Origin of the sequence: Bacteroides sp. D20 (assembly GCF_003436255.1) — a bacterium.
GTDB classification, from domain to species: domain Bacteria; phylum Bacteroidota; class Bacteroidia; order Bacteroidales; family Bacteroidaceae; genus Bacteroides; species Bacteroides uniformis.
The window spans coordinates 154,740-180,048 of the sequence record NZ_QSOO01000005.1; the positions used below are offsets into that span (position 1 = coordinate 154,740).

19 protein-coding genes are annotated in these 25,309 nt (G+C 47.6%); 9 read left to right on the forward strand and 10 right to left on the reverse strand.

Translation table 11 applies throughout. The features are described from left to right. Window positions 1-51: 51 nt before the first annotated feature. From DXD78_RS07155 to DXD78_RS07175, 5 genes are all read right to left on the reverse strand, one after another. Entirely contained in the window at window positions 52-1,503 is a 1,452-nt protein-coding gene (locus DXD78_RS07155; RefSeq protein ID WP_009038359.1) for a potassium/proton antiporter, read from the reverse strand. A 94-nt stretch (window positions 1,504-1,597) separates the two neighbouring features. Then, window positions 1,598-2,905: a PAS domain-containing sensor histidine kinase gene (locus DXD78_RS07160; RefSeq protein ID WP_008664461.1), complete on the reverse strand. Its 1,308-nt coding sequence runs from the start codon at window positions 2,903-2,905 to the stop codon at window positions 1,598-1,600. Further along, entirely contained in the window at window positions 2,895-4,265 is a 1,371-nt protein-coding gene (locus DXD78_RS07165; protein ID WP_009038360.1) for a sigma-54 dependent transcriptional regulator, read from the reverse strand. Before DXD78_RS07165 ends, DXD78_RS07160 begins: the two co-directional genes overlap by 11 nt. Window positions 4,266-4,572: 307 nt before the next feature. Beyond that, window positions 4,573-5,310 carry a hypothetical protein gene (locus DXD78_RS07170; RefSeq protein ID WP_005827685.1) on the reverse strand — a complete coding sequence of 246 codons (738 nt, stop codon included), beginning with the start codon at window positions 5,308-5,310 and terminating at the stop codon, window positions 4,573-4,575. Then, window positions 5,285-6,091 carry a metallophosphoesterase gene (locus DXD78_RS07175; RefSeq protein WP_034529839.1) on the reverse strand — a complete coding sequence of 269 codons (807 nt, stop codon included), beginning with the start codon at window positions 6,089-6,091 and terminating at the stop codon, window positions 5,285-5,287. Before DXD78_RS07175 ends, DXD78_RS07170 begins: the two co-directional genes overlap by 26 nt. A gap of 284 nt (window positions 6,092-6,375) precedes the next feature. Between DXD78_RS07175 and DXD78_RS07180 the strand changes: the two genes are divergently transcribed. Genes DXD78_RS07180 through DXD78_RS07195 form a run of 4 tightly spaced genes read left to right on the forward strand, consistent with a single transcriptional unit; the run spans window position 6,376 to window position 14,048 of the window. After that, window positions 6,376-8,691, forward strand: coding sequence for an FtsX-like permease family protein (locus tag DXD78_RS07180; RefSeq protein WP_009038362.1), 2,316 nt, complete (start codon window positions 6,376-6,378; stop codon window positions 8,689-8,691). Window positions 8,692-8,716: 25 nt separating this feature from the next. Next, on the forward strand, window positions 8,717-9,400 hold the full coding sequence (locus DXD78_RS07185; RefSeq protein WP_008664472.1) for an ABC transporter ATP-binding protein: 684 nt from the start codon (window positions 8,717-8,719) through the stop codon (window positions 9,398-9,400). 21 nt (window positions 9,401-9,421) lie between these two features. After that, window positions 9,422-11,725: an ABC transporter permease gene (locus DXD78_RS07190; protein WP_009038363.1), complete on the forward strand. Its 2,304-nt coding sequence runs from the start codon at window positions 9,422-9,424 to the stop codon at window positions 11,723-11,725. Between the two features lie 19 nt (window positions 11,726-11,744). Then, window positions 11,745-14,048 (forward strand): FtsX-like permease family protein, encoded by a 2,304-nt coding sequence (locus DXD78_RS07195; protein WP_009038364.1) that lies wholly within the window; start codon window positions 11,745-11,747, stop codon window positions 14,046-14,048. A gap of 151 nt (window positions 14,049-14,199) precedes the next feature. Here the strand turns inward: DXD78_RS07195 and DXD78_RS07205 are convergent, their stop codons facing one another. Continuing rightward, window positions 14,200-15,555 (reverse strand): MATE family efflux transporter, encoded by a 1,356-nt coding sequence (locus DXD78_RS07205; protein WP_005827703.1) that lies wholly within the window; start codon window positions 15,553-15,555, stop codon window positions 14,200-14,202. A 118-nt stretch (window positions 15,556-15,673) separates the two neighbouring features. On the opposite strand from DXD78_RS07205, the gene DXD78_RS07210 reads away from it, so the two are divergent. The 3 genes from DXD78_RS07210 to DXD78_RS07220 all read left to right on the forward strand — a co-directional run bounded on the left by DXD78_RS07210 (window position 15,674) and on the right by DXD78_RS07220 (window position 18,177). Continuing rightward, a complete protein-coding gene (locus DXD78_RS07210; RefSeq protein ID WP_005837215.1) occupies window positions 15,674-16,321 on the forward strand; it encodes an HAD family phosphatase in 648 nt (215 codons plus the stop codon). Between the two features lie 76 nt (window positions 16,322-16,397). Then, window positions 16,398-17,219, forward strand: coding sequence for a 3-methyl-2-oxobutanoate hydroxymethyltransferase (panB, locus tag DXD78_RS07215; RefSeq protein WP_034523185.1), 822 nt, complete (start codon window positions 16,398-16,400; stop codon window positions 17,217-17,219). Beyond that, window positions 17,200-18,177 (forward strand): MFS transporter, encoded by a 978-nt coding sequence (locus DXD78_RS07220; protein ID WP_009038365.1) that lies wholly within the window; start codon window positions 17,200-17,202, stop codon window positions 18,175-18,177. The genes panB and DXD78_RS07220 overlap by 20 nt, the downstream gene beginning before the upstream one ends. On the opposite strand, the gene DXD78_RS07225 is transcribed toward DXD78_RS07220, so the two are convergent. Both DXD78_RS07225 and DXD78_RS07230 read right to left on the reverse strand, forming a co-directional pair. Continuing rightward, entirely contained in the window at window positions 18,153-18,524 is a 372-nt protein-coding gene (locus tag DXD78_RS07225; protein WP_008664485.1) for a diacylglycerol kinase family protein, read from the reverse strand. The genes DXD78_RS07220 and DXD78_RS07225 overlap by 25 nt on opposite strands. Before the next feature lie 16 nt (window positions 18,525-18,540). Next, complete coding sequence (locus DXD78_RS07230; protein WP_005827714.1) at window positions 18,541-20,760, reverse strand: bifunctional (p)ppGpp synthetase/guanosine-3',5'-bis(diphosphate) 3'-pyrophosphohydrolase; 2,220 nt, start codon at window positions 20,758-20,760, stop codon at window positions 18,541-18,543. Between the two features lie 105 nt (window positions 20,761-20,865). Here DXD78_RS07230 and DXD78_RS07235 point away from each other — a divergent pair, with 105 nt between their 5' ends. Then, window positions 20,866-22,383, forward strand: a complete 1,518-nt coding sequence (locus tag DXD78_RS07235) for a DUF4301 family protein (RefSeq protein ID WP_008664488.1) — start codon at window positions 20,866-20,868, stop codon at window positions 22,381-22,383. Window positions 22,384-22,521: 138 nt separating this feature from the next. Beyond that, the gene (purT, locus tag DXD78_RS07240) at window positions 22,522-23,688 is read left to right on the forward strand and encodes a formate-dependent phosphoribosylglycinamide formyltransferase (RefSeq protein WP_005827720.1); all 1,167 of its coding nucleotides are present in this window, start codon (window positions 22,522-22,524) and stop codon (window positions 23,686-23,688) included. 69 nt (window positions 23,689-23,757) lie between these two features. Here the strand turns inward: purT and DXD78_RS07245 are convergent, their stop codons facing one another. Further along, window positions 23,758-24,252: a PepSY-like domain-containing protein gene (locus DXD78_RS07245; protein ID WP_005827722.1), complete on the reverse strand. Its 495-nt coding sequence runs from the start codon at window positions 24,250-24,252 to the stop codon at window positions 23,758-23,760. Window positions 24,253-24,335: 83 nt separating this feature from the next. Continuing rightward, window positions 24,336-25,169 carry a 4-(cytidine 5'-diphospho)-2-C-methyl-D-erythritol kinase gene (gene ispE, locus DXD78_RS07250; RefSeq protein ID WP_009038366.1) on the reverse strand — a complete coding sequence of 278 codons (834 nt, stop codon included), beginning with the start codon at window positions 25,167-25,169 and terminating at the stop codon, window positions 24,336-24,338. Window positions 25,170-25,309 lie beyond the last annotated feature (140 nt).

A 25,309-nucleotide genomic window follows, 5' to 3' on the forward strand; every position in this document is an offset into this window, starting at 1 on the left:
AGTTTCCACTTTTTTCTTGCCCTGAAACGGATAGAAACTTATCTGTAATTCTTATTCCTTGCTATTTTCCGAAATAAGAAGCAGCTTGTCACCGGCATGAAGTTTTAATGTTCCGTTCGGAATGAGGTACTCATCGCCACGTTTTACAATCATCACCAGTGTGCCTTTGGGCAGGTTCATGTCTTTCAGGGTGTCTGCCTGCTCCAGCATTTCTTGTGTAATGGTCATGTCGTGCAGGTTGGAGTCAATCTCTTCGGGCAGTTCAACTCCGAAATCATTTCCGGTCTTTTCCAGCGGGGTGGAGAGGCCCAGCAGCCGGGCTACCCAGGAGACTGTGGTACCCTGGATGATCAGTGAGACGATGGTTATGAAAAATACGATGTTGAAGATGACATGGGCACCGGGCACATTAGCCACCACGGGATAGGTGGCAAAGATAATGGGTACTGCGCCACGTAATCCTACCCACGATACGAATAGCCGTGACTTGAGGGTGATTCTCTTGCCAAAAGGCAGCAGGCAGAGAAAAACACTGAGAGGGCGTCCCACGACAATCATGAAGACGCCGATGAGCAATGCCACGACTGCAACTTCCAGCATCTCATGGGGGTTGACAAGCAGACCGAGGCAGAGGAACATGATGATTTGGAAAAGCCAGGTCAGTCCATCCATAAAAGTATAAATCTCTTTCCGGTGCATGATTTTGTTATTGCCTACCATCATTCCGGCGATATACACGGCCAGGTAACCGTTGCCTTTCAGCAGGTCGGTGATGGAGAAGGTGAAGAATACAAAGGACAGCAACAGGATAGGATAGAGTGCTTGGTTGTCTATATTCAGCCGGTTCAGCATAAGGATGGCCAGCTTTCCGAGGAAATAACCGGTTGCGGCACCGACAATGAACTGTATGGCAAAAGAGCCCAATATCTGGGGAACTCCCATTCCGGAGGACTGGATGAATTGAATCAGCACGATTGTCAGCATATATGCCATCGGGTCGTTACTACCGCTTTCCAGTTCCAGCATGGGGCGCAGATTATGCTTCAGGTTCATTTTTTGTGAACGCAGAATGGCGAATACAGAGGCTGAGTCGGTAGATGACATGGTGGATGCAAGCAAAAGGGAGGTTATCAATGGCAGGTGGATGTTGGTCCAGCTCATGCCGGACAGCCACCAGATAAATAATCCGGTAAAGAGGGCCGTGAGCAGCACTCCTGCAGTTGACAAAACAATGCCGGGAGTCAATATGGGCTTTATCTCCGTAAACTTGGTGTCCATGCCACCGGAGAACAGAATGATGCTGAGTGCAACCATGCCGATGAACTGTGCTTCCTTGGCGTTGTGGAACTGCAATCCCAATCCGTCACTGCCGAACAGCATACCGACGACAAGGAAAAGCAATAACGCAGGCACTCCGAAACGGTAGCCGGTCTTGCCGACAATGATGCTGACGAAAAGTAATATGGAACCTATAAGTAGTATGTTTCCTGCTGTAAATATCATAAATTCTATGCTATATAGTTTGAAATGTGATGTTTCTTATGTCTAATAGTACAAAGATATGCAATGTGTTTAACAAATACAAATCTAAAATAGTTCAATTGAATTTTAAAATAAAGGTGGTTTCTTTACCAGGCAATAAGGATAAATTTCCGCCGGAAAGCCTCATTATTTGCCGGGAAATACTCAATCCAATACCGCTTCCGCCCTCTTTGGTCGTAAAGAAGGGGATAAATATGTGTTCGGCAATGTCATTGGGAATGGCAGGTCCGTTGTTGGAAATTTCTATCAGTATGGCTTCCGCTTCGTTGCAGTAGGCACGTATGTTGATATGTCCTTCTTTATCTGTATTTTTATCCGATTCGATGGCTTGTATGGCATTTTTCAGTAGGTTGATGACCACTTGTGATACCAGGTTTTCATCGGCATATAGAATAAGGTCGCTTGGCGCGATGTCCGTATGAAAGGTGACCCGGACATCGGGGTGCTGGTGACGGGCGAGTTCGACCATCCGCTCGATAAAGCTTTTTACGTAGAACAAGGATGGTTCGGGGGTGGGAATACGGGTGAATTTCCGGTATGATTCCACAAAAGAGAGCAGGCCCTTGCCTGTACTGCTGATAGTCTGCAGGCCGTTTCTGATTTCTTCTTTGGAAACTTGCGCTTCGGTCAGTCCCAGCAGTGTATCGCTCAGGGAGGTTATGGGAGTGACGGCATTCATTATTTCGTGCGTCAGTACGCGGGTAAGCCTAATCCAGGAATCTATTTCCTTTTCATCCAGCTCGTTGTTGATGTCGTTCAAGGCGAGGATGCGCAGATGTTCTTTACGGACTGTGATGTCGCTGACGCGGACAGACATGTTGACAGTGCCTCGCTCGTTGTTGAAAGGCATTTGCAATTTGTCTCCCGGGCGGCAATTGGCAAGAAGGGACGAAAGACGCGGATCCACGCGGTTCAGCTGGCTGACGTGGGTAAAGACATTGAGGCCCAGCAAACGGAGGGCTTCGCTGTTTTTCTGATATACGGCACCATTGTCGTTCAGGACAAGGATACCGGTATTCACGCAGTCCAGGATGAGTTCGTAGTATTTTTCTTGCTGGGCTGTTTCACTTTTCACATTATAAAGTATATGGGCAACCCGGTTCAATGCACGGTTCACGAGTCGTGCGTCGGCAGTGTTTTCCGTTTCGGAGAAGTGGATGGCATTGTCGTTGTTTTCGATGGCGTCGAGCATGAAAAGCACTTTCCGCACATGATGGCGGTATAGCTTCTGCTGCCAGTACAAGGCTATGGGAAGCAGCGCGGTACAGAGCGCGCCCCAAAATACGTCTACAGTCCACATCACCCCTGCAAGGAGTGCTACTGCCAGACTGACGGCAACGCGGAATGAATAATTAAAGGCCATACTTCTTCATTTTGTTGTACAACGTCTGGCGGGTGATACCCAGTTGTGCGGCGACGGCAGAGAGATTTCCGCTACATTTGTCGAGCGTCTTCCGTATCATCTGCATTTCCATTTCTTCGAGCGTGGATGCGGCTGCTTCGGGAGTGCCGGTTCGCCGTGCCAGCTGGAACAGTTCTGCAGGAAGGGTTTCGTTGTCACAGATGATAATGGCTTTTTCGATGGCATGTTCCAGTTCGCGGATATTGCCGTACCAGGGGTGGAGCGTAAGCTTCTCGCAGGCGCCGTCCGTCAGCTTGACGGGGGGCTTGTCATATTGCTTGCAGAAGCGGGCGATGAAAAGTTCTGCAAGGGGGATGATGTCTTCGGGCCGCTCGCGCAACGAGGGTATCTCGAGGTGTATCGTATTGATGCGGTACAGCAAGTCCTCGCGGAATTCGCCTTTTGCCACCATCTCGGGCAGATTGCGGTTTGTGGCGCAAATCAGCCGTATGTCTACGGGAATGGGAGTGTTGCTGCCTACACGGACAATGCTGCGGCGTTGGATGGCGGTCAGCAGTTTGGCTTGCAGGTGGTAGGGGAGATTGCCTATTTCATCGAGAAAGAGGGTGCTGCGGCTGGCTGCTTCGAACTTGCCGGCACGGTCGGCATGGGCATCGGTGAAAGAGCCTTTCACGTGGCCGAACAGTTCGCTTTCGAAAAGGCTTTCGGTGACTGCACCCATATCCACACTTACCATCTCCTGCCGGTTGCGCGGTGAAAGGGAGTGAATTTCGCGTGCCAGCATCTCTTTACCGGTACCGTTCTCGCCCGTAATAAGGATATTGGCATCGGTAGAGGCCACTTTTTCCACCAAGAGGCGAAGTTGCTGCATGGCGGGGCTGTTTCCCCAATACATGTTGCGGGTATCTGCAAACAGGTGGCTGCTTTCTGCCGTACGTCCGGCATTTGGGCCGTTGGCCGGAGATTTTGTTTCAGAAGCTGATACGGCATTCAGTAAGGTTTCCACCAGTTTCTGATTGTTCCAGGGTTTCACGACGAAGTCTGTGGCTCCTTCCTTGATTCCCCGTACGGCAAGGTCAATGTCGGCATAAGCGGTAAACAGCACTACGGGCAGGGTGGGACATAGCTTCTTTATTTCATGGAGCCAGTATAGTCCCTCGTTGCCGGTGTTGATGCCCGAGGTGAAGTTCATGTCAAGAAGAACCACTTGCCATGACCTTTCTCGCAATACGCTGGGCAGGGTTACGGGAGAGGGAAGTGTGATTATCCCTTCAAAATATGGCTTTAACAAAAGCTGCAAGGCGGTAAGTACGCCTCGGTTATCATCGACAATCAGGATGTTTCCATTTTTTTTTGCCATAAACTATTTCTGTTTTCTGCAGGCAAAGTTAATGATTTATCTGTATTATATTCGGTAAATCTCTCAGTTTTCAAAGTATTAAGATTCTCCTTCTCATTTAGCAAATCCTTATGCCGCTTTATTCTATATTTTTGCTTACTAAGAATTAATCGTCCGACAGCTGTTGAATTATCGTCCGATAACTGTTGGACGATAATTCAACAGCTGTCGGACGATAATATAACGATTGTGGGACGAATAGATTTAAGTAAAACAGAAATTAGTTTGTAGCAACTTCAGTAAGAGCTCATGGCGGTACTGAAAAAATTTATAGCAGTTGCAGTTTGATGCCAAATGACAAGCTCAGATAATCCTTGGGTTTCAGATACTTGTTGGTGAAGGCGCTGACTACATATAGGTCACATGTACTTATTTCATAGAAGAAAGTGATTTCTTTGGCCGTGAACCGTCGTTGCGGGTCGATGTCGTAAGTGATGCGCTGTCCTAAGAATGCATGGATGCGTACCTTAGAGGAGAAACCATAATATCCTTTAGGGTAGCGTTCCGGTTCATTGACCCAGAATTCATCGCCGAATACCGTGTTCAGATACATACCGCAAGCCAGCGGTTCTACAGAAAAACGGCTCTGTTTTATTTGCAGGCTCCAGGGAAGGTAGTTCTGCTTGACAGTGAATGTCAGCTTGGTACGTTTGGAGTCATATTTGGGCAATACTCCGAAGAATACGTCTGTTTCCCATTGGTTTCTTCTGCCGTAATCCCATCCGGTACCGAATGACAGCAACCCCATATTGCCGGCAAACTGAATTTTGGTGTGCGTCGGAATCAAGGCCTCCCAATGCCTGCGGTAGCGGTGTACGCGGCGGTCATAACGGTTCTCTCTGGTCTGGCTTTCAATGACGGCATCCGGTTGCAGGTCCATCCATACGGTATCGTGTTCTATGATGAAGATGGTATCTCTCTCTTGTGAAAAAGCAGAAAAAGAGCATACCGACAAGAAGACGACGGCGCATGCCAGGTGATTAATAATATGCCACTTCGCGTTCATATCCGTCGGGGGTTATGGTGAATATATAGTAATTGCGGTTCTTCATGCAGTCGCTCATGTAATACATTATCCCATCTTCAAAGAGGTCTTTCTCGAAGCGATGGTGTTCGTGTGCGGATGTACAGAACTGCAGTCCGGGAAATTCCTTGATGTAACGCTGGAATACGTGTGCCACATTATTGTTGAACTCGTTGCAGAACGGGCGTATATGCATGGACACAACGGTTTTATCGAATTCCTCTTCATGGTCGCGTATCTGTGCGGCAAGAAACTCGAAGTCGGGAATGGGGCGGGAGTAGTCAAATTCGATGGCGTTGGTATTCAGGCAGACAAACTTTACCCGTCCTGCAATGAAGGAGAAATTGGGGTCTCCGAATATTACGCGATAAGTCTCTTCGCCCGTGCCCAGACAGTCGTGGTTGCCGAGAAGTACCACATAGGGTATCTTGAGTTTGTTCATAATGTCCCGTTGCCAAAGGAACTCGTCTGTTACACCGAAGTCACTGACGTCTCCGCCATGAATGACGAAATCTATGTCGTCCCGCTTGTTGAGGTGGCTTACAAAGTCGTCGGTCTCGTCATACCAGCGCTGGGAATCACCCATTGTTACGAACCGGATTGTTGTCTTGTTCTGGCAGTTCTGCTCTATTTGGGCAATGTTGTGGGCATTGACATCGGTTTCACCGCTGATGTGTACATCGTAAGGGTGATAATCTATCATGTCGCAGCCGGCTATAAGCAGGCATAGGAATGAAGGATATAAGAGTTTGGGGAATTTCATGTGCAGGTGCTTCATTTTACGTTTATACTCTATCTTTAGAAAACTGTGGGCAAAGGTAAAGTTTTCATTCTTATGGATTCTTTTCTAATTTCCCTTTTTTTTGTTCTATGAGGCTGAACAGAGATTCGGCCTCTGTCTAATTTTTAGACGGGAGTGTCTAAAAATTAGACACCTTTGTCTTCTTCTGAAATACGATATGCGCTGATAATCAGGTTTGTGTATTCTTTGGCACGCTTTCTGCAATATGAAAAGCAAGAAAATAAATCTAATAAACGATAAACGGAATGAAACAAATCTATTATGTAATTCAGACTTTACTGCGGGGACGCGGTTCGAATATCATCAAGGTCATTTCTTTGGGATTGGGATTGACGATGAGTATTCTGCTTTTCTCCCGCGTGGCATATGAACAGAGTTTTGACACTTGCTTTAAGGATTATGATAACTTGTATCAGGTATGGTCGATATTCTCGGTGAAAGGAGAGAAGTTTGAGCCTCAAGAGTGGAATTGCGGTCCCGTGGCAGGGGCCATTTTGGAGAACTTCCCCAAAGAGGTGGAGTCGGCAGTAAGTTTGAGCACGTCTATGGTATCTGCTCCTCTTTACAATGGAAGCGTGCGTCTTGATGACAGGAAGATTGCAGCCGATTCGCTGTTCTTTCGTACTATGGGCATCGACGTCCTGAACGGCAATCCCGAAAAGGACTTGGTGCAGAAGGATATTATTTTCTTGAGTGAACGCTTTGCAAGGAAAGTGTTCGGTGAGGAGAATCCTATAGGGAAAACGCTTAATTATGACCATCAGTTTGACCTGACGGTGAAGGGAATCTATGCCAATTTGCCTGAGAACGCCACAATCAATCCGGAAGCGGTTATCTCGATGCCTACCTTGTGGAGCCGCAACTGGAATAACTACTCGTGGAGCGGGGGAGACAGTTGGGTAGAGTTTATCCGTTTCCGTCCCGGTGCCGACAAATCTGTTGTCAATGCGCGTATTGATGCCATGATAGACAAATATCGCCCGGCAGAAGATAAGAAAGAGTACGGTTACACGGCTTTTGTGCAGCCCATCCGTGATACATACCGCAATTATGATGATGTGCAGCGGATGCGTGTCATCATGAGCATTCTTGGTTTTGCCATTCTTTTCATTGCGGCGTTGAACTATGTGCTGATTTCCATTTCCTCTTTGAGCTACCGCGCCAAGTCGGTAGGCGTACATAAATGCAGCGGTGCGAGCGGTGGCACGGTTTTCAGCATGTTTTTGCTGGAAACGGGTATCATCATTGTGGCGGCATTGCTGCTGATGGCGTTGATAATGCTCAACTTCCGCGATTTTGTGGAAGACACGGTCGTTGTAAAGCTCTCCACCTTGTTGGCTCCGGAGCGTATCTGGGTACCGTTGTCGGTAGTGCTTCTGCTGTTTATAGTGGGAGGCGTATTGCCGGGCCGGCTCTTTGCGCGTATTCCCGTATCGCAGGTGTTCCGCCGCTATACCGAGGGGAAGAAGGGCTGGAAGCGTCCGTTGCTGTTTGTCCAGTTTGCAGGCGTGGCATTCATTAGTGGATTGATGTGTGTGGTGATGTCGCAATACCAGTATGTACTGAAAAAGGATATGGGGTATAATCCCAAGCAGATAGCCATAGGCAATGCCTACTGGGATAATGAAGCGACGCGTGATGCGGCTTATCAGTTCTTCAAGGGATTGCCCTACGTGGAAGCGGTGTCCAGCGCCAACAGCACGCCCATTAGCGGATATAGCGGTTCGATGATTCATAGTGAGAGCGGGCAGGCACTGTTCTCTTGTCGTTCTTCTTATTTCATGCGCGAGGACTTTCCTGCTTTGATGGGCATGACTATGAAGACGGGACGTATGGCGCGCGATAAAGAGGAAGTCGTGGTGAACGAGACCTTTGCCGAGATGATGCGTTGGGGAGACGACGTCGTGGGCCGTACGGTATATACCGAAGGGAATACATTCAAGGTCGTAGGGCAGTTGAAGGATTTCCAGATAGAGAGTTTCAGAACCGAGAAGATGCCTTTCATAGCCCGGGGAAACAAGAATTTTTATGGAACGGTACATGTCCGTTTGAAAGAACCCTTTACCGAAAATCTGCAGAAGTTGAACCACGATGTAGCCGAGGCTTTCCATGACCAGACTATTGACTTTACCGGTTATGAGAAAAGGATAGAGAACAGCTATAATTCTGTCCGTGTATTCCGCAATGCCACTTTGATGGCGGCAGTGACCATGTTCTTCATCATGCTGATGGGGCTGATTGGGTATACCACCGATGAGGTGCGCCGCCGCAGCAAGGAGATTGCCATCCGCAAAGTGAACGGCGCAGAGGCTTCTGGCATCTTGGAAATGTTGTCAAGGGATATACTCGTTGTGGCAGCTCCGGCAGTTGTCATCGGTACGGTATTGGCATGGTATGTCAACGGAATGTGGATGGAACAGTTCGCGGAGCGTATTCCCGTCAGTTGGGCAGTATACGTACTGGTAGTGATGGCCAATTTGGTGATTATCGTAGCCTGCGTACTTTGGAAGTCCTGGCGGATAGCGAACGAGAACCCGGTAAACAGCATTAAGAGCGAATGATAATAATATTAATACATAGAATATCATGATTGAAATTAACAACATCAGCAAAGTATTCCGTACTTCGGAAGTAGAGACAGTAGCATTGAACCACGTCAGCCTCGATGTAAAGGAGGGGGAGTTTGTAGCCATTATGGGACCGTCAGGTTGCGGCAAGTCCACCTTGCTGAACATCCTCGGGCTGCTGGACAATCCTACGGAGGGCAGTTACAAGCTGCTCGGTCAGGAAGTAGCGGACTTGAAGGAAAAGGAACGTACCCGTGTGCGCAAGGGCAAGCTGGGATTCGTGTTCCAGAGCTTCAACCTGATAGACGAACTGAACGTCTACGAGAATGTGGAACTTCCCCTTACGTACCTCGGCGTGAAGGCAAGTGAGCGCAAACGCATGGTAGAGGATATTCTGAAGCGGATGAACATCAGCCACCGTGCCAAACACTTCCCGCAACAGCTTTCCGGCGGTCAGCAGCAGCGTGTGGCGATAGCCCGTGCGGTCGTAACCAATCCCAAGCTGATACTCGCCGATGAGCCTACCGGTAACTTGGACTCCAAGAACGGAGCTGAGGTGATGAATCTGTTGACAGAACTGAATAAAGAGGGTACTACGATTATTATGGTGACCCACAGCCAGCACGACGCCTCGTTTGCACACCGCACGATACATCTTTTCGACGGTAGTGTGGTGGCAAGTGTGGCAGCGCAGGATTTGTAACAGACTTTTAAAACAACTTCCATGAGACAACTATATTACACTCTTCAGACACTGATACGAGGAAAAGGCTCCAACCTCATCAAGATTATTTCCTTGGGACTGGGGTTGGCAGTCAGTATCCTCATTTTTTCCCGTCAGGCATTCGAGCTCAATTATGATACCTGCTACAAGGACCATGAACGTTTGTGTCTTGTCAAAACAGTATGGTATTACAACAACGAGTATCATCCTTCGCATATAACTCTTGGACCGGTGGCTGGTACCATTGCCGAAAACCTGCCTGACGAGGTGGAGAGTGTTACCGTCACCCAGCAATGGTGGAGCAATTCGGCTTGGTTTGCCAATGAACGCCGTTTCCAGACCAATGCCATGACGGCCGATTCTTGTTTCTTTGCCACTATGGGCATTGATGTTGTCAGTGGAGACCCTCGCGAGCTGAATAATCCGGAGGTGGTCTTCATCAGCAGGGAGCTGGCCGGCAGCATGTTTGCCGATAAGAATCCCATCGGGCAGACGGTGGTCTATAACAAACAGATGCCAATGACCGTGAAGGGCATTTTTGAAGATTTTCCCGAAAACTCCAGTTTCTATGGAAGTGGTGTCGTGATGTCTCTGGCTACCTCCTTCAAGCATCATTGGGGATACTGGGGGTGGGGAGGTGGAGACAGCTATATGTCCTTTGTCCGTCTGCGCCCGGGGGTGCAATTGGACGATGTGAACACCCGAATAGAGAAACTTGCCGAGCAGGTGCGCAAGAGCGATGATGTGTTTATCAGTCTGGTTCCGATAAAGGACTACCGTATGGAATTTGGTATCAGTACCATGCGTATGGTATGGATTCTGTTGACGCTGGGAACCGCCATACTTTTTATTGTGGCGATGAATTATGTGCTTATTTCCATCTCAGCCATGAACCGTCGTGCCAAAGCTATAGGCGTACATAAATGTAGTGGGGCAAATACGGGAACTATTTTCGGTATGTTCTTATGGGAGACCGGAGTCATCATGCTTTCTTCCTTGCTGCTCGTAGCGCTGCTTCTATTTAATTTCCGTGAGCCGTTGGAGGACATGCTCGACGTTAGTCTTGCCGGTCTTTTCTCTTGGGAAAACATTTGGGCACCGCTTTCAGTGATAGTCATTTTGTTTATGATAGGCGGCATGTTGCCCGGGCAGCTTTTTGCCCGCATTCCGGTGACGCAGGTTTTCCGCCGGTACACCGAAGGCAAGAAAGGCTGGAAACGTCCGCTCTTGTTTGTGCAGTTTGCCGGTACCTCTTTTATTTTCGGCTTGTTGGGGCTGGTGCTTATGCAGAGCCATTACATCACCAATAAAGAACGTGGATTCGATTACCACCGGGTGGCTTATGCTTCGGGCGTATCCTTTGACTCGGATGCGGAAAGCGATGCAAATCGTAGTGTGATGCTTTCTTTGCCTTATGTGGAAGATGGAGCTTGTAGCGGTAATCTTCTTACAGACGGATTGAGTGGAGAAGGGGTTACGACTGATAACGGGCAGTGGATGAGCATGCGTTGGGTGGAATTTGGCAAGGACTATGCCCCGTTTATGAAGTTGGAATTTGCGGAAGGCAAGAATATGGATGCTCCTGGGCAGATATTGGTCAATGAAACATTTTTGAAAATGATGCATTGGGAAGATAAACCGATAGGCAGGCAAGTGCGCAACGGCGATCGCATAGCGGGCAATATTGTAGGTGTACTGAAAGACTTTGCCACATCCAATGCCGCTTATGTGGCGGTGCAACCTATGTATGCAACTTATCTTGACCGATTTTCCGGAAACATCCAATTACGTCTGAAAGAGCCTTTTGACGATAACCTCAAGCGTTTGAACGAAGACATGGAGAAGCTGTTTCCCACCCGTGACATTGTATTTTCCTCGTTCCAAAAGGTCATTGACGACCAGAACAGTACCGTCACGGATTTCCGTAATGCGGCTTTACTGGCTGCCATAACCATCCTTTTTGTTACGTTAATGGGGTTGATTGGCTACATCAATGACGAGATACAACGCCGCAGCAAGGAAATTGCCATCCGTAAAGTGAATGGTGCGGAAGCGTCATCCATTCTCCGGCTTTTCTCGAAGGATATATTCTGGATATCCTTGCCGGCCGTTTTTCTTGGAGGGCTGGGAGCCTGGTATATAGGCGGTGTCTGGATAGAGCAGTTTGTGGAGGGAGTGGATTTTGGTATCTGCGGATTCTTGCTTATTGCATGCATTGTACTATTGTTCATCATCGGTTGTGTAGTATTCAAGGCATGGCGGATTGCCAATGAGAATCCGGTAGACAGTATCAAGAGTGAATAAAGAATAACTTCAGGAAATTATGAGGCGGCACATTTATTATACATTACAAAGCTTGTTGCACAAGCAAGGTTCCAATGCCATTAAGATTGTATCTTTGGCATTGGGACTGCTGATGTCTGTATTTCTATTTGCACGGATTGCATTCGAGTTGAGTTTTGATAACTTTTATCATGATTCGGATAACCTTTATATTGTGAAGACGGGTTGGTTGAAAAATGGAGTGTTGGAAGGTAACGAAAGTCGCTTTACCATCATTCCGATTCCGGCTGCCATTGCCGAAGAGTTTCCGGAACAAGTGGAAAGTAGCACAGTGAGCTGTTCTCTTTTTGATAATAGTTTCCAGTTGGGTGAGCGCCAATTAGATATGTCCACGGTGATGGCAGATACACTTTATTTTTCTGTACTCGGTTTGGAGATGATAGAAGGCAATCCACAGGATTTGGCGGGTCCGGATGTCGTATTCCTTTCTGCCAAGTCAGCAAAGGAGGCCTTCGGTGACGAAAATCCGATAGGGAAAACACTGCGTTATGATTTTGGGGGATATCAGACTACACTGCTCGTGAAGGGTATCTTTGCCGATATTCCGTTGAACACTTCTTTGGAGAGGCGTCCAGAGGCAATCATTTCCTTTCCTACTATAGGGCGGCATCTGAAGTGGAACCTAGGTTGGCAAAGCGGCGGAAACTACGACGGTTATCTCAGGCTGCGCAGCCCGCAGGATGCTGATTGGCTGAATGAGCGTATGTCCATAGCTATTGCCCGTCATATTCCACCGGAAAGTGGTTTAGAATTGAGCGTACGTATTGTCCCTATCCATAATCTGCATGTCGAGACTCCTCAAGTACGGAAGATGATTTGGATTATGTTCTTCCTGGGTATCGTGCTGCTTTTTACGACCGCATTGAATTATGTACTCGTTTCCGTGGCTTCGCTGACACAGCGTGCCAAGGCCATCGGTGTACACAAATGCAGCGGTGCTTCGGGAAGTAGCATCTTTTCCATGTTCATGGTAGAGACTGCTATAGTAGTAGGGCTTGCCTTGCTGCTCATTGGACTGCTGGTGTATATTTTCCACGAAAAAATGGAAGAATTGGCAGCTGTACCTCTCAGTGCTCTTTTTGACTGGCAGAATCTTTGGGCACCATTGTCGGTGATACTGTTACTGTTTATTTTAGGTGGTTGCCTGCCTGCCATGCTTTTCGCTCGTATTCCGGTGACACAAGTGTTCCGCCGCTACTCTTCCGGACGCCGCGGCTGGAAACGGGTACTGCTTTTTGTTCAGTTCATCGGAGCGGCATTCATTCTGGGGATGATGCTGATGGTCGTTTCACAGTACAGTTATGTAACGACGCGTGACCGTGGTTGGCGTCCTGAACGTGTGGCATATACCACCCAGCGGGAAGTGGATGGCAATAGCCTGCGTAGTCTTGTCGGCAGTTTGCCTTATGTGGAAGGGGTTGCTTCGGCAGAACGCCCTATATTGTGGTTCGGTTCTAACCAGCCAATTCTTGACAATCAGGGTAACGAGCTTTTCTATCCTCGTAATACCTGGTTCGACAGTGATTTTCTTCCTTTCATTGGTCTGAGACTGAAAGAGGGGCATAACTTGACGGGAGAAGGTCAGTTGCTTGTCAACAGTGTCTTTTGTGAGAAGATGAATTGGACAGACAGCCCCATAGGCAAGCGGGTGAATGATTATGGCACTGTTGTCGGGCTGTTAGACAGTTTCAGTTTTGCCGATATGCCCAACGATAATTTGCCGGTGATGGTGGAATGGACGGGGAAGACAGCTGCCACCCTGCATGTTCGCCTCAAAGAGCCATTGGATGAAAATCTCGCCCGCCTCAATGAAGAGATGCATCGGATTTATCCTCAGAAAAGCCTCGTATTCCGTTCGGTGGAGCAGGAAATGCGCAGTTATGCCGAGTCTGTACGGGTATTTCGTGATGTCACCCTGCTGGTTTCATTGACCATACTCTTTATCATTCTGATGGGACTGATAGGCTATGTGAATGATGAAATCCGCCTGCGTTCAAAAGAGATTGCCATTCGTAAAGTGAATGGAGCGGAGACGGAAAGTATTTTGCTGTTATTGTCAAGAGATGTGCTTTGGCTGGCCATTCCGTCTGTCGCCATAGGTATTGGGGGAGCATGCCGGGCCGGAAAGCTTTGGGCGAGCCAGTTCTCTGATGTTGTGCCATTCCCTATAGGCGGATATATTCTTGTAGGTTGTCTGTTGCTGTTGTTTATCGTTGCTACCGTGGTATTGAAGGCATGGTGCATTGCCAATGAAAATCCGGTAAAGAGCATCAAGAGCGAATAAAGTTGCCGCAACATACATCATGCGTTTGGGGTAGACAGACCATCTGTTTGGGGCGAATAGATGATGTGTTTGGGCTGAATGAATGATATATTTTCGAACAATTTGTTTGTTATAACATAAAATGCAATATTTGCAGTAGAATAAATCACTTTCACCTCGCTTTTTCGGTAATTCCTGTGGGTAATCTTTTTACATATATCCACAATGCCACCGCTGCCGTTACAAAAGCAAAGAAGTCCGATACCGGCATACATATCCAGATGCCGTCCAGCCCAAAGTAATGCGGGAATATCAGTAGTCCCGGCAACAGATACAGTAATTGGCGTGTCAGCGACAAGAAGATACTGATTTTCGCCTTCCCGATGCTTTGGAAGAAATTGCCGATGACAATCTGTGCACCTACCAGCGGGAATATGGCTACGGCAATGCGTACGCCTCTGGAAGCAATATCTATCAACTCTTCATCACTGGTAAAGATGGCAGATATGGCATGGGGGAACAATTCGCAGATAAGGAAGCCGGTACTGGTGATACATACTCCGGCAATGATGGTCAGGCGCAGGGTAGCCTTCACACGGTCGTGCTTTTGCGCACCGAAGTTATAGCCTACAATCGGTTGCATTCCCATCGTCAGCCCCAATACAATCATTACATAGAGTACCAGCAGTCGGTTGATAATGCCATATGCCCCGATGGCCATATCTCCTCCGTACTGTTGAAGGCTGTTGTTTACGATAATCACAATGACACATGCCGTGACGTTCATCAGGAACGGTGACATACCGATGGATAATATACTGCTGATGATGCGTTTCTTCATCTTCCAGAACCCCCGTTGCAGACGTACCACACTTGTCTTTTGCAGGAAATGGCTCACTACCCACACCATGCCGATGAACTGCGAGATGACCGTTGCCGTTGCAGCTCCCCGTATTCCCCAGTCAAATTGGAAGATGAAAATGGGAGCGAGGATTATGTTGCAGACTACCGTTACCATAGACGTGAGCATTGCTTTCTTGGGATATCCCGTGGCACGCATGATATTGTTTAGGCCAATCATGGTATAAGTGACGGGGGTACCCAGTAATATCACCTGCATAAAGTCGCGGGCATATGGCAACGTATCATTGCTGGCACCGAAGAAGCGCAGAATATCATCCAGAAAGATGAATGAAACACTGCCGAATATGAATGCGTTGACCAGGCAGAACATCAGTGTGTTTCCCAATACTTCCGTTGCTCCGTCCAGGTCTTTCTGCCCCAGACGGATGGACGAAATGGTGGAACCGCCTGCCGATACCATCGTACAGAAAGCCACGACCAGATTCATCAGAGGGAAAGTAATGGCGAGTCCGGCAATGCCCATAGGACCTACGCCATGACCGATGAAAATGCTGTCGATGATGTTGTACAACGAAGTAATCGTCATGCCTATAATGGCCGGAATGGAGTACTGCACAAGCAGTTTGCCAATACGTTCGGTTCCTAATATATGCGCGTTGTTCATTTGATATGAGTCAATTAAGGAGCACAAAGGTAAGAAATATTTGTTTGATTCGCAGATTATTCCCACCTTTGTACACTATAATGTTTTGGTATTAACAGATTTAGGTAAAAGAAAGTTTATGGACACAACAAAAGCAACCGCCGTACTTTTTGATTTTGACGGCGTGGTGGTAGACACGGAAACACAGTACAGTCACTTCTGGCATGAAATGGGAAAGCAGTATTTGGGTATGGATGATATTGAAGGCAGGGTGAAGGGCCAGACGCTGGTCTATATTTATGATACCTTTTTTCCGGGCATGGCGAAGGAACAGGCCGAAATTACCGAACGGCTGAACCGCTTTGAACAGGAAATGTCATTCGACTTTATTCCCGGAGTGCTTGACTTCATTGCCGACCTACACCGGAATGGGGTGAAGACTGCCGTAGTGACCAGCTCCAACGAAGCGAAGATGGCAGCTGTCTATCGGGTTCATCCCGAAATAAAGACTCTTTTCGACCGTATCCTTACGGCCGAGATGTTTACGGCTTCCAAGCCTGCACCGGATTGTTTTCTGTTGGGTATGGAGGTTTTCGGCACAACTCCCGACACCACATATGTATTCGAGGATTCCTTCAACGGGCTGAAAGCCGGCATGGCTTCAGGAGCTACCGTTATAGGGTTGGCAACCACCAATTCCCGTGAAGACATAGCTCCGTTGTGTCATTATGTATTGGATGACTTTCAGGGATTCACTTACGATAAATTAACTCAATTGTACAAGTAATCAGAAAAAGGATTACCTTTGCGCCGAAAATTAAATTGAGTAATTGTAAATTGTAAATTGCCAAATTGTAAATACTATCATGGGTTATATTTCAGACGACACTCGTAAAGTGACTACACATCGCCTTATCGAAATGAAACAGAGAGGCGAAAAAATATCAATGTTGACATCATACGACTATACTATGGCGCAGATTGTGGACGGTGCCGGGGTAGACGTGATTCTGGTGGGAGATTCCGCTTCCAATGTAATGGCAGGCAATGTCACCACGCTTCCCATCACGCTCGACCAGATGATTTATCATGGCAAATCCGTGGTTCGAGGTGTGAAGCGTGCCATGGTCATTGTCGACATGCCTTTCGGCTCTTATCAGGGCAACGAACTGGAGGGATTGGCTTCCGCTATCCGTATTATGAAAGAAAGCCATGCCGACGCCCTCAAACTGGAGGGAGGCGAGGAAATCATCGGTACGGTGAAGCGTATCCTCAGCGCCGGTATTCCCATCATGGGACATCTCGGACTGATGCCCCAATCCATCAACAAGTATGGAACATATACGGTCCGTGCCAAGGATGATGCCGAAGCCGAGAAACTGGTACGCGATGCGCATTTGCTGGAAGAAGCCGGATGCTTCGGACTGGTATTGGAGAAGATTCCTGCCGCATTGGCTGCCCGCGTGGCAAGCGAGCTGACTATACCCGTTATAGGCATCGGTGCCGGTGGCGATGTGGACGGCCAGGTGTTGGTGGTTCAGGATATGCTGGGTATGAATAACGGTTTTCGTCCCCGTTTCCTGCGTCGCTATGCCGACCTGCATACAGTGATGACGGATGCCATCAGCCGTTATGTTTCCGATGTGAAGAATTTAGATTTCCCGAATGAGAAAGAACAGTACTAACAAACTCATGACACTCAATTTTTGGCGGATGTGTACGGCAAATCTGTTGCTGTTCATATCCGTCTATATGCTTTTCCCTTTGCTTCCTTTTGTGATGGGAGAGCAGTTGGGTGTTTCCGTCGGGCAGGCGGGCAGCATGTTTCTGGTCTTTGCGGTGGCCATGTTTGCTGTCGGTCCTTTCCATGCCTATCTGGTCGATGAATATAAAAGGAAACACGTGCTCCTTTACTCCGCACTCATTATGCTGGCGGCTGTTCTGGGATATGCCTTTGTGGATGGTTATACGAAATTTCTGCTGCTTGCCGCTGTGCAGGGAGCATGTTTCGGGCTGGCAACCACAGCGGGCATTACGGTGGCCATCGACATAACGACTTCCGCGCGCCGCAGCGCAGGAAACATGGTATATGCATGGGCTGCACGCTTGGGCATGCTGGTGGGTGTTGTGTTGGGCATTGGAATGTATAAGATGTATGGTTTCCGTATGGTGACCTATCTGTCCGTAGCGGCCGGACTGGCTAGCATATTTTTCGCATCGAGGGTATATGTGGCTTTCCGTGCTCCGATAGGCGTGTCGTTGTGCAATATGGACCGCTTCTTATTGCCGCGTGCATGGGTACCTGCCATCAATATGCAGTTGATTGCTTTTGTACCGGGAGCGTTGCTGCCACTGATGTTTGTGGGCGATTACTGGTCATTGGCGGCATTGGCTGTATTGGTGTTCATTACAGTCCCGTTCATGAAGATGTTCGTCAAGCTGTCGCACCATTGCCAGCGTGGAACGGCAAACACCACTTGCCATTTGTTCATGGAGGCAGGGCTGCTGGTGGGCATGGCTGTGGCTTGCCACCTGATGGACAAAGCGCAGATATACCATGTGGCGTCTGTTGCTGCTATGCTTGCCGTATTTTTCTTTGTACTTCTGACCTATCCTTATTATAAGAAGAAGCGGGTGAGGTAAGGGATAAATACAATCAATCCTATAATGGCCGCCGTTGCAGCACATACCAGTACTGCTCCGGCGGCTATGTCTTTTACTTGCCCTGCCACGGGATGCTGTTGGGGAGACACCAGGTCGACCAGCTTCTCAATGGCGGTATTGAACAGTTCGGCTGCTATCACCACTCCGATGCAGAGAATGATTATCATCCACTCCATGCGGGTAATGCCTAAAACGAATCCTGCAATGACTACCACAGCCGTAACTATCAGATGGAAGCTCAGGTTCTGTTCTTTTCCTATGCAACACCGGATACCTTTCCAAGCATATCCGAAACTGCGCAACTGCTTTTTAAAGTCGTACTTCATGGATTATAGTTGTTGCTTAATTCCTTGAAACCTGTTTCACTCCCTTTACTGTTCTCAGTTTCTTGACGAGCGCTTCCAGATGTCCCGTATCGCTCACCATGATGGTCAGTGTTCCGGAGAACAGCCCGTCATGCGAGTCAATGCCGATGCTTCTCAAAGTAATACCCGTTTCTTTGGAAATGATGGAAGTGATGTTGGTCACGATGCCGATGTCATCGTGTCCCACTACGCGCAGGGTGATGGGGTACTGTGTACCTTGTGACTTTCCGGCCCAGCGTGCCTTCACGATACGGTAGCCGAAACGTGAGTGCAAGTCGCTGGCATTGGGACAGTCGCAACGGTGTATCTTGATGCCTCCCGTCACACTGACAAAGCCGAATACATCATCTCCATAGATGGGATTGCAGCAGCGTGCCAACTTGAAATCCAATCCTTTCAGATTTTGATCAATGACCAGTACATCTTCTTTGGTACCTATCTCTTCCGGTATGCCTTGTTGAAGGTTATAGCCTTCAGCACTGCGGTAGACAATATCGTCGCGCGTATCATTTTCCCGTCTTTGCTGTTCCTGGTATTTGTCTATAATCTCGTTGACATCCAGTTCTTCATCGGCTATGGCTTGATAGAAGTCGGTCACTATCTTGAAACCGAGGCGCTTGATGAGGCGCATCATGGTTCCTTCATCATACTCTATCTTCCGGTTCTTGAACTTGCGTTCCAGGGTTTCCTTAGCGAAGGCGTGCTGGCGTGCAGCCATTTCCTTCAATGCCTGGCGTATTTTGGTGCGTGCCTTGGAGGTGGTTACGATGTTCAGCCAGTCCTGCTTGGGCGTCTGCGTATTCGATGTCATTATCTCCACCTGGTCACCGCTATGCAGCATTTGCTTCAGCTGTACATTCTTGCCGTTCACTTTTGCACCGATACATTTGCAGCCCAGTTTGCTATGGATGTGGAACGCAAAATCGAGCACGGTGGAGCCTTTGGCAAGTTTGAACAAATCACCTTTGGGGGTAAATACAAATACCTCGTCTTCGTACAAATCCAGTTTGAACTGGTCCATCGTTTCCAGTCCGTTGCTGTCCGAGCTCTCTAAGGCTTCGCGTACGGAAGTCAGCCATTCGTCAAGACCAGATTCACCTTTCACTCCTTTGTATCGCCAATGGGCGGCCAGGCCTCGTTCGGCAATATCATCCATGCGTTCGGTACGTATTTGTACTTCCACCCATTTGCCTTCGGGGCCCATCACGGTGATGTGCAGTGATTCATATCCGTTGCTTTTAGGTACGGACAGCCAGTCGCGTAGCCTTTTCGGGTTAGGCTGGTACATATCTGTTACGATGGAGTAGGCCTGCCAACATTCCAGTTTCTCCTTTTCCAGGCAAGAGTCCAGGATGACGCGGATGGCGAACAGGTCATACACGCCTTCGAAGGGGCATTTCTGCTTCTTCATTTTCTGGTAGATGGAGTGGATGGACTTGGTGCGTCCTTTGATATGGAACTTCAGTCCGGCTTCTTCGAGCTTCTTCTGTACCGGTGCAATGAAGGCGGCAATGTACTTGTCACGCGATGCCTTGGTCTCATTCAGTTTTTCCTTGATATGGTAGTAAACTTCCTTTTCTGTATATTTCAATGAGAGGTCTTCCAGTTCCGACTTCAATTTGTACAGACCCAGCTTATGGGCAAGGGGCGCATAGAGATAAGCCGCTTCGTTGGCTACCTGCCGACGGGCTTCATCGTTCTTGCAATCCTTTATCTGCCGCATGATGTTTACGCGGTCGGCAATCATGATGAGAATGACACGCATGTCCTCAGCGAAAGTCAGCAACAAGTTGCGGAAATTCTCGGACTCGATGGTAGGGCTTTTGGAATAAAGTTCGTTTACACGTATCAATCCCCGGATGATGCCTGCCACATCCTCGCCATAGATTTGCTCCACTTCCAAAGCGGTGCAAGTGCCGCAGCGCACGGAGTCGTGCAGCATGAGCCCCAGGATAGAAGCACGCTTCATTCCGATTTCTTCCGCTACAATGACAGCCGTCTGCATATCTTTGATGACGGGATTCAAACCGAATATATCACGCTGGATACGGTTGTTCTGTATAGTATTGACAAGATGTGTTTTCAGCTTTTTGCAGTCCCCCTTCTGGAGGGTTTCTCCGGAAAGTTGCAACAGTTTGCGGTAGAGCGAGAAGAGTAAATCTTTCTCTTTGATAGTGAAAAATTCATCAGTTTCCATAATCGTCCGTATTTTATGCTTCAAAGGTAAGTTTTTTCTTCATTTTCTTGACGGCAGTTCTGCTTTTTTTGTATTTTTGGGCATGAATTAATAAAACAAGATATTATGATAACACCGCAAGACAAAGAGTTGCTCGAAAATAAAGGCATCTCCGAAGAACAAATAACCGAACAGTTGGCTTGTTTCGAAAAAGGTTTTCCATACTTGAAGCTGTCTGCCGCCGCTTCTGTAGAAAAGGGTATACTGGCTCCGAATACGGATGAACAGAAGAAATACCTGGATGCCTGGGAGGCATATACACAAACCGATAAAGTGGTGGTGAAGTTTGTGCCTGCTTCGGGTGCTGCCAGCCGTATGTTCAAGAACTTGTTTGAATTTCTCGGGGCAGACTATGACACTCCCCAGACAAACTTTGAAAAGACTTTCTTTGAGAAAATAGAGAAGTTTGCCTTCTATGATGACTTGAATACCGCTTGCCAGAGGACTGCCGGAAAGGATATACCGACTTTGGTTGCCGCTGGAAACTACAAGGCGGTTGTTGCTGCCTTACTCGAAGGGGCCGGACTGAACTATGGTGCTCTGCCCAAAGGATTGCTTAAGTTCCATAAGTATGAAGACGGTAGCCGCACGCCGCTGGAAGAGCACTTGGTAGAAGGAGCATTGTATGCTGCCAATAAGAACGGTAAGGTGAATGTGCATTTCACGGTTTCGCCCGAACATCGTGCCTTGTTCAAGGCTTTGGTAGACGAAAAGGCTGCCGCTTATGCAAAGAAGTATGGGGTGGATTATAACATCTCTTTTTCGGAACAGAAACCGAGCACCGATACCATTGCCGCCGATATGGAAAACAAACCCTTCCGCGACAATGGCAAATTGTTGTTCCGTCCCGGCGGTCATGGCGCCTTGATTGAAAACTTGAATGACCTTGATGCGGATATTATCTTCATAAAGAATATAGACAATGTGGTACCCGACAAGCTGAAAGGTGACACCGTATTATATAAGAAACTGATTGCCGGTGTGCTGGTAGCGTTACAGCAGAGAGCGTTTGCTTATCTGCAGTTGCTTGACAGCGGGAAGTATACACACGAGCAAATTCTTGAAGTTCTGCAATTCCTGCAGAAACAACTCTATTGCAAGAATCCGGAGACAAAGAATCTGGAAGATGCCGAGTTGGTTATATATCTGAAAGAGAAGCTGAACCGTCCGATGCGTGTTTGCGGTATGGTGAAGAACGTAGGCGAACCGGGCGGAGGTCCGTTCTTGGCATACAACAGTGACGGTACTATCTCTCTGCAGATTCTGGAAAGTTCGCAGATTGATATGGACGACCCGGAAAAGAAGGAAATGTTTGAAAAAGGTACCCATTTCAATCCGGTGGATTTGGTTTGCGCCGTACGTGACTATAAAGGACATAAGTTCAATCTTGTGAAGTATGTGGATAAAGCGACGGGGTTCATCTCCTATAAGTCCAAGAACGGCAAGGACCTGAAAGCGCTTGAACTTCCCGGTTTGTGGAACGGAGCCATGAGTGATTGGAACACAGTATTTGTAGAAGTGCCTCTGACTACATTCAATCCGGTAAAGACGGTGAATGACTTGTTGAGAGACCAGCACCAATAAGAGGATTTACTATTAGACGATTTACGATGTACGATTGGGATTGCTTTGGCTTGTGGCGGTTTATTGTCTAAAGTAACTCTAATCGTACATCGTACGTCGTCAAATCGTAAATATATAAAATTGTAAATAAAAGAATTGATGAAAAAGATTTTATTGTTAGGTTCCGGTGAGTTGGGCAAGGAGTTTGTTATTTCCGCCCAACGTAAGGGCCAGTATATCATTGCTTGCGACTCGTATGCCGGAGCGCCTGCCATGCAAGTGGCAGATGAATGTGAGGTATTCAGCATGCTCGATGGAGATGCTTTGGAACGTGTAGTACGCAAACACCAGCCGGATATTATTGTTCCGGAAATTGAGGCTATCCGTACGGAACGTCTGTATGATTTCGAGAAAGAAGGCATTCAGGTAGTGCCCAGTGCACGCGCCGTGAACTTTACCATGAACCGTAAAGCCATACGTGACCTTGCAGCTAAAGAGCTGGGATTGAAGACTGCTAAATATTTTTATGCCAAATCTTTGGATGAACTGAAAGCTGCTGCTGAAAAGATAGGTTTCCCGTGTGTGGTGAAACCGCTGATGTCCTCTTCCGGTAAAGGCCAGTCTCTCGTAAAGAGTGCCGACGAACTGGAGCATGCCTGGGAGTATGGCTGTAATGGTAGCCGTGGAGACATCAAAGAACTTATCATTGAAGAGTTCATCAAGTTCGACAGTGAGATAACACTGCTCACCGTAACACAGAAGAATGGTCCGACCTTGTTCTGCCCGCCTATCGGCCATGTACAGAAGGGTGGGGACTATCGTGAAAGCTTCCAGCCTGCCCATATTGACCCTGCCCATCTAAGGGAGGCGCAGGATATGGCAGAGAAAGTGACCCGTGCCTTGACCGGTGCCGGATTGTGGGGAGTGGAATTCTTTCTCAGCCATGAGAACGGTGTCTATTTCTCCGAACTCTCTCCACGTCCGCACGATACGGGTATGGTAACCCTGGCCGGAACCCAGAATCTGAATGAGTTTGAATTGCACTGTCGTGCGGTGCTTGGTCTGCCTATCCCTGGCATCAAGCAGGAGCGTATAGGAGCCAGTGCTGTCATCCTTTCTCCGATAGCCAGTCAGGAACGTCCCAATTATCGTGGCATGGAAGAGGTTACGAAAGAAGAGGATACTTATCTGCGTATTTTTGGTAAGCCTACTACCCGCGTAAACCGCCGTATGGGTGTAGTGCTGTGTTATGCACCTCTTGACAGTGATCTTGACACGCTGCGCGACAAAGCGAAGCGTATTGCTGATAGGGTAGAGGTATATTAATGATTAGTGATGTATGATTGGTGATTTGTTGATGAATGGATATCATTAACAAATCACCAATCGTCAGTATTAATCATTGAAAAAGAGTCCGGGATAAATCTCTCCTCCAAGTTCTGTTACATCGAGGCTTTGTAATAGTTTTCCATCCGGAGCATAGAACAGTTGGAATTCTTCATCGGAATTGTATTGTTCCACCTCAATTATTATCACTGTGGGATGTTTGGGAAAGGTGATGATTCTTATATCCCTTAATCTCATGCCGGTCATTGTACTGCTCATGAATGCTTCTGCCACGGGAGCCGGCACTTTTTCCAGTGACTCTACATCCGTTTCAGTCATAACCCACTCCGCTTGTTTATTGAACCAGACATCAATTTCCTGACCATCTGCAATAAATTCTGCCACGTAGCAACCGGCCATTTGCTCCCATTCTACATCCGTTGCTTGAGGATAGAGCGTTTGAAAAGCTGTTTGTATATTTGCAGGAAGACGTCCTTCCGCAAAAGCGGACACCGACAGCAAGGCAAGTAGTCCTGCCAGAATACAGAATTTGAACTTTTTCATAATCAAGGTTGTTTTGAGTTTTCTGTAAGAACAACCTTGTTGTATTTTTGTTTCCGGAAATCAGTATATTGGTTGATACATTTTTAAATATCAGTGAACCGGCCTTTGTATACAAAAGCTTTTTCTCCGAAATCCACTTCCGGTAATACGGCATCTTCCTTGAATAATCCGTAAACAGATGACCCCGAACCACTCATGGAGGCATATACAGCTCCTTGCCGGTACATCTCTTCCTTGATTTCTCCAATAGCCGGGAATTGGGGGAATACGCTTTCTTCAAAGTCATTGACCATTCGTCCGTTCCATTCTTCTACGGGAAGTTGGGCAATTTCTTTCAGGGACATTTCCGGATGATGCGGTTTTATTTTTGCAAAGGCATCCCGTGTAGAGACGAAAATGTCCGGCTTCACCAACCATATCCGATATCCTTTCAGTGAGAGGGGAAGGGGAGAAAATATGTTTCCGATACCTTCTGCGTAAGTCGGACGGTTTTTGATGAAGAAGGCACAATCGGCACCCAGCTTGGCGGCATACTCTTCCAGAGTGTCATCCGGCAGTCCGAGTTCAAACTTATTATTCAGAAGCTTCAGCATGAAGGCTGCATCGGCCGAACCGCCACCCAGTCCGGCTCCCGAGGGAATATGCTTGAAGAGATGAATATCTACCGGAGGAAGGTTGAACCGGTCATCCAGTAACTTGTAGGCTTTCACTACCAGGTTACTCTCTGCTTCTCCCTCAATTTCCAGACCTGCTTGATGCAGACGGAACTTTCCGTTTCCTTCGTTCAAGATATTTATTTCCAAAGCATCTTCTATGGGAACCGGATAGAAAATGGTTTCCAGATTATGGTATCCGTCCGGACGCTTTTCTGTGATATTCAGTCCCAGGTTTATTTTGGCATTTGGAAAAGTCAGCATGGCGTTGAAAATTAAGAATTAATAATTTAAAATTAAAAGGAGAAGCTATTGGAGTGCAGCTTCCGAAGACAAAGTTAGTGATTTCTGTTCATAGTAGATTGAAAACTTAACAATGATTTATTTACTGCTTATAAATAAAT

What these genes read in the sequence shown, in the direction of transcription:
- DXD78_RS07180 (WP_009038362.1), top strand. Translation starts at nt 6,376, where the DNA reads ATGAAACAAATCTATTATGTAATTCAGACTTTACTGCGGGGACGCGGT.
- DXD78_RS07195 (WP_009038364.1), top strand. Translation starts at nt 11,745, where the DNA reads ATGAGGCGGCACATTTATTATACATTACAAAGCTTGTTGCACAAGCAA.
- ispE (WP_009038366.1), bottom strand. Translation starts at nt 25,169, where the DNA reads ATGCTGACTTTTCCAAATGCCAAAATAAACCTGGGACTGAATATCACA.
- DXD78_RS07175 (WP_034529839.1), bottom strand. Translation starts at nt 6,091, where the DNA reads ATGAAATTCCCCAAACTCTTATATCCTTCATTCCTATGCCTGCTTATA.
- purT (WP_005827720.1), top strand. Translation starts at nt 22,522, where the DNA reads ATGAAAAAGATTTTATTGTTAGGTTCCGGTGAGTTGGGCAAGGAGTTT.
- DXD78_RS07170 (WP_005827685.1), bottom strand. Translation starts at nt 5,310, where the DNA reads ATGAACGCGAAGTGGCATATTATTAATCACCTGGCATGCGCCGTCGTC.
- DXD78_RS07245 (WP_005827722.1), bottom strand. Translation starts at nt 24,252, where the DNA reads ATGAAAAAGTTCAAATTCTGTATTCTGGCAGGACTACTTGCCTTGCTG.
- DXD78_RS07235 (WP_008664488.1), top strand. Translation starts at nt 20,866, where the DNA reads ATGATAACACCGCAAGACAAAGAGTTGCTCGAAAATAAAGGCATCTCC.
- DXD78_RS07205 (WP_005827703.1), bottom strand. Translation starts at nt 15,555, where the DNA reads ATGAACAACGCGCATATATTAGGAACCGAACGTATTGGCAAACTGCTT.
- DXD78_RS07185 (WP_008664472.1), top strand. Translation starts at nt 8,717, where the DNA reads ATGATTGAAATTAACAACATCAGCAAAGTATTCCGTACTTCGGAAGTA.
- DXD78_RS07190 (WP_009038363.1), top strand. Translation starts at nt 9,422, where the DNA reads ATGAGACAACTATATTACACTCTTCAGACACTGATACGAGGAAAAGGC.
- DXD78_RS07155 (WP_009038359.1), bottom strand. Translation starts at nt 1,503, where the DNA reads ATGATATTTACAGCAGGAAACATACTACTTATAGGTTCCATATTACTT.
- DXD78_RS07160 (WP_008664461.1), bottom strand. Translation starts at nt 2,905, where the DNA reads ATGGCCTTTAATTATTCATTCCGCGTTGCCGTCAGTCTGGCAGTAGCA.
- DXD78_RS07225 (WP_008664485.1), bottom strand. Translation starts at nt 18,524, where the DNA reads ATGAAGTACGACTTTAAAAAGCAGTTGCGCAGTTTCGGATATGCTTGG.
- DXD78_RS07210 (WP_005837215.1), top strand. Translation starts at nt 15,674, where the DNA reads ATGGACACAACAAAAGCAACCGCCGTACTTTTTGATTTTGACGGCGTG.
- DXD78_RS07220 (WP_009038365.1), top strand. Translation starts at nt 17,200, where the DNA reads ATGAGAAAGAACAGTACTAACAAACTCATGACACTCAATTTTTGGCGG.
- DXD78_RS07230 (WP_005827714.1), bottom strand. Translation starts at nt 20,760, where the DNA reads ATGGAAACTGATGAATTTTTCACTATCAAAGAGAAAGATTTACTCTTC.
- DXD78_RS07165 (WP_009038360.1), bottom strand. Translation starts at nt 4,265, where the DNA reads ATGGCAAAAAAAAATGGAAACATCCTGATTGTCGATGATAACCGAGGC.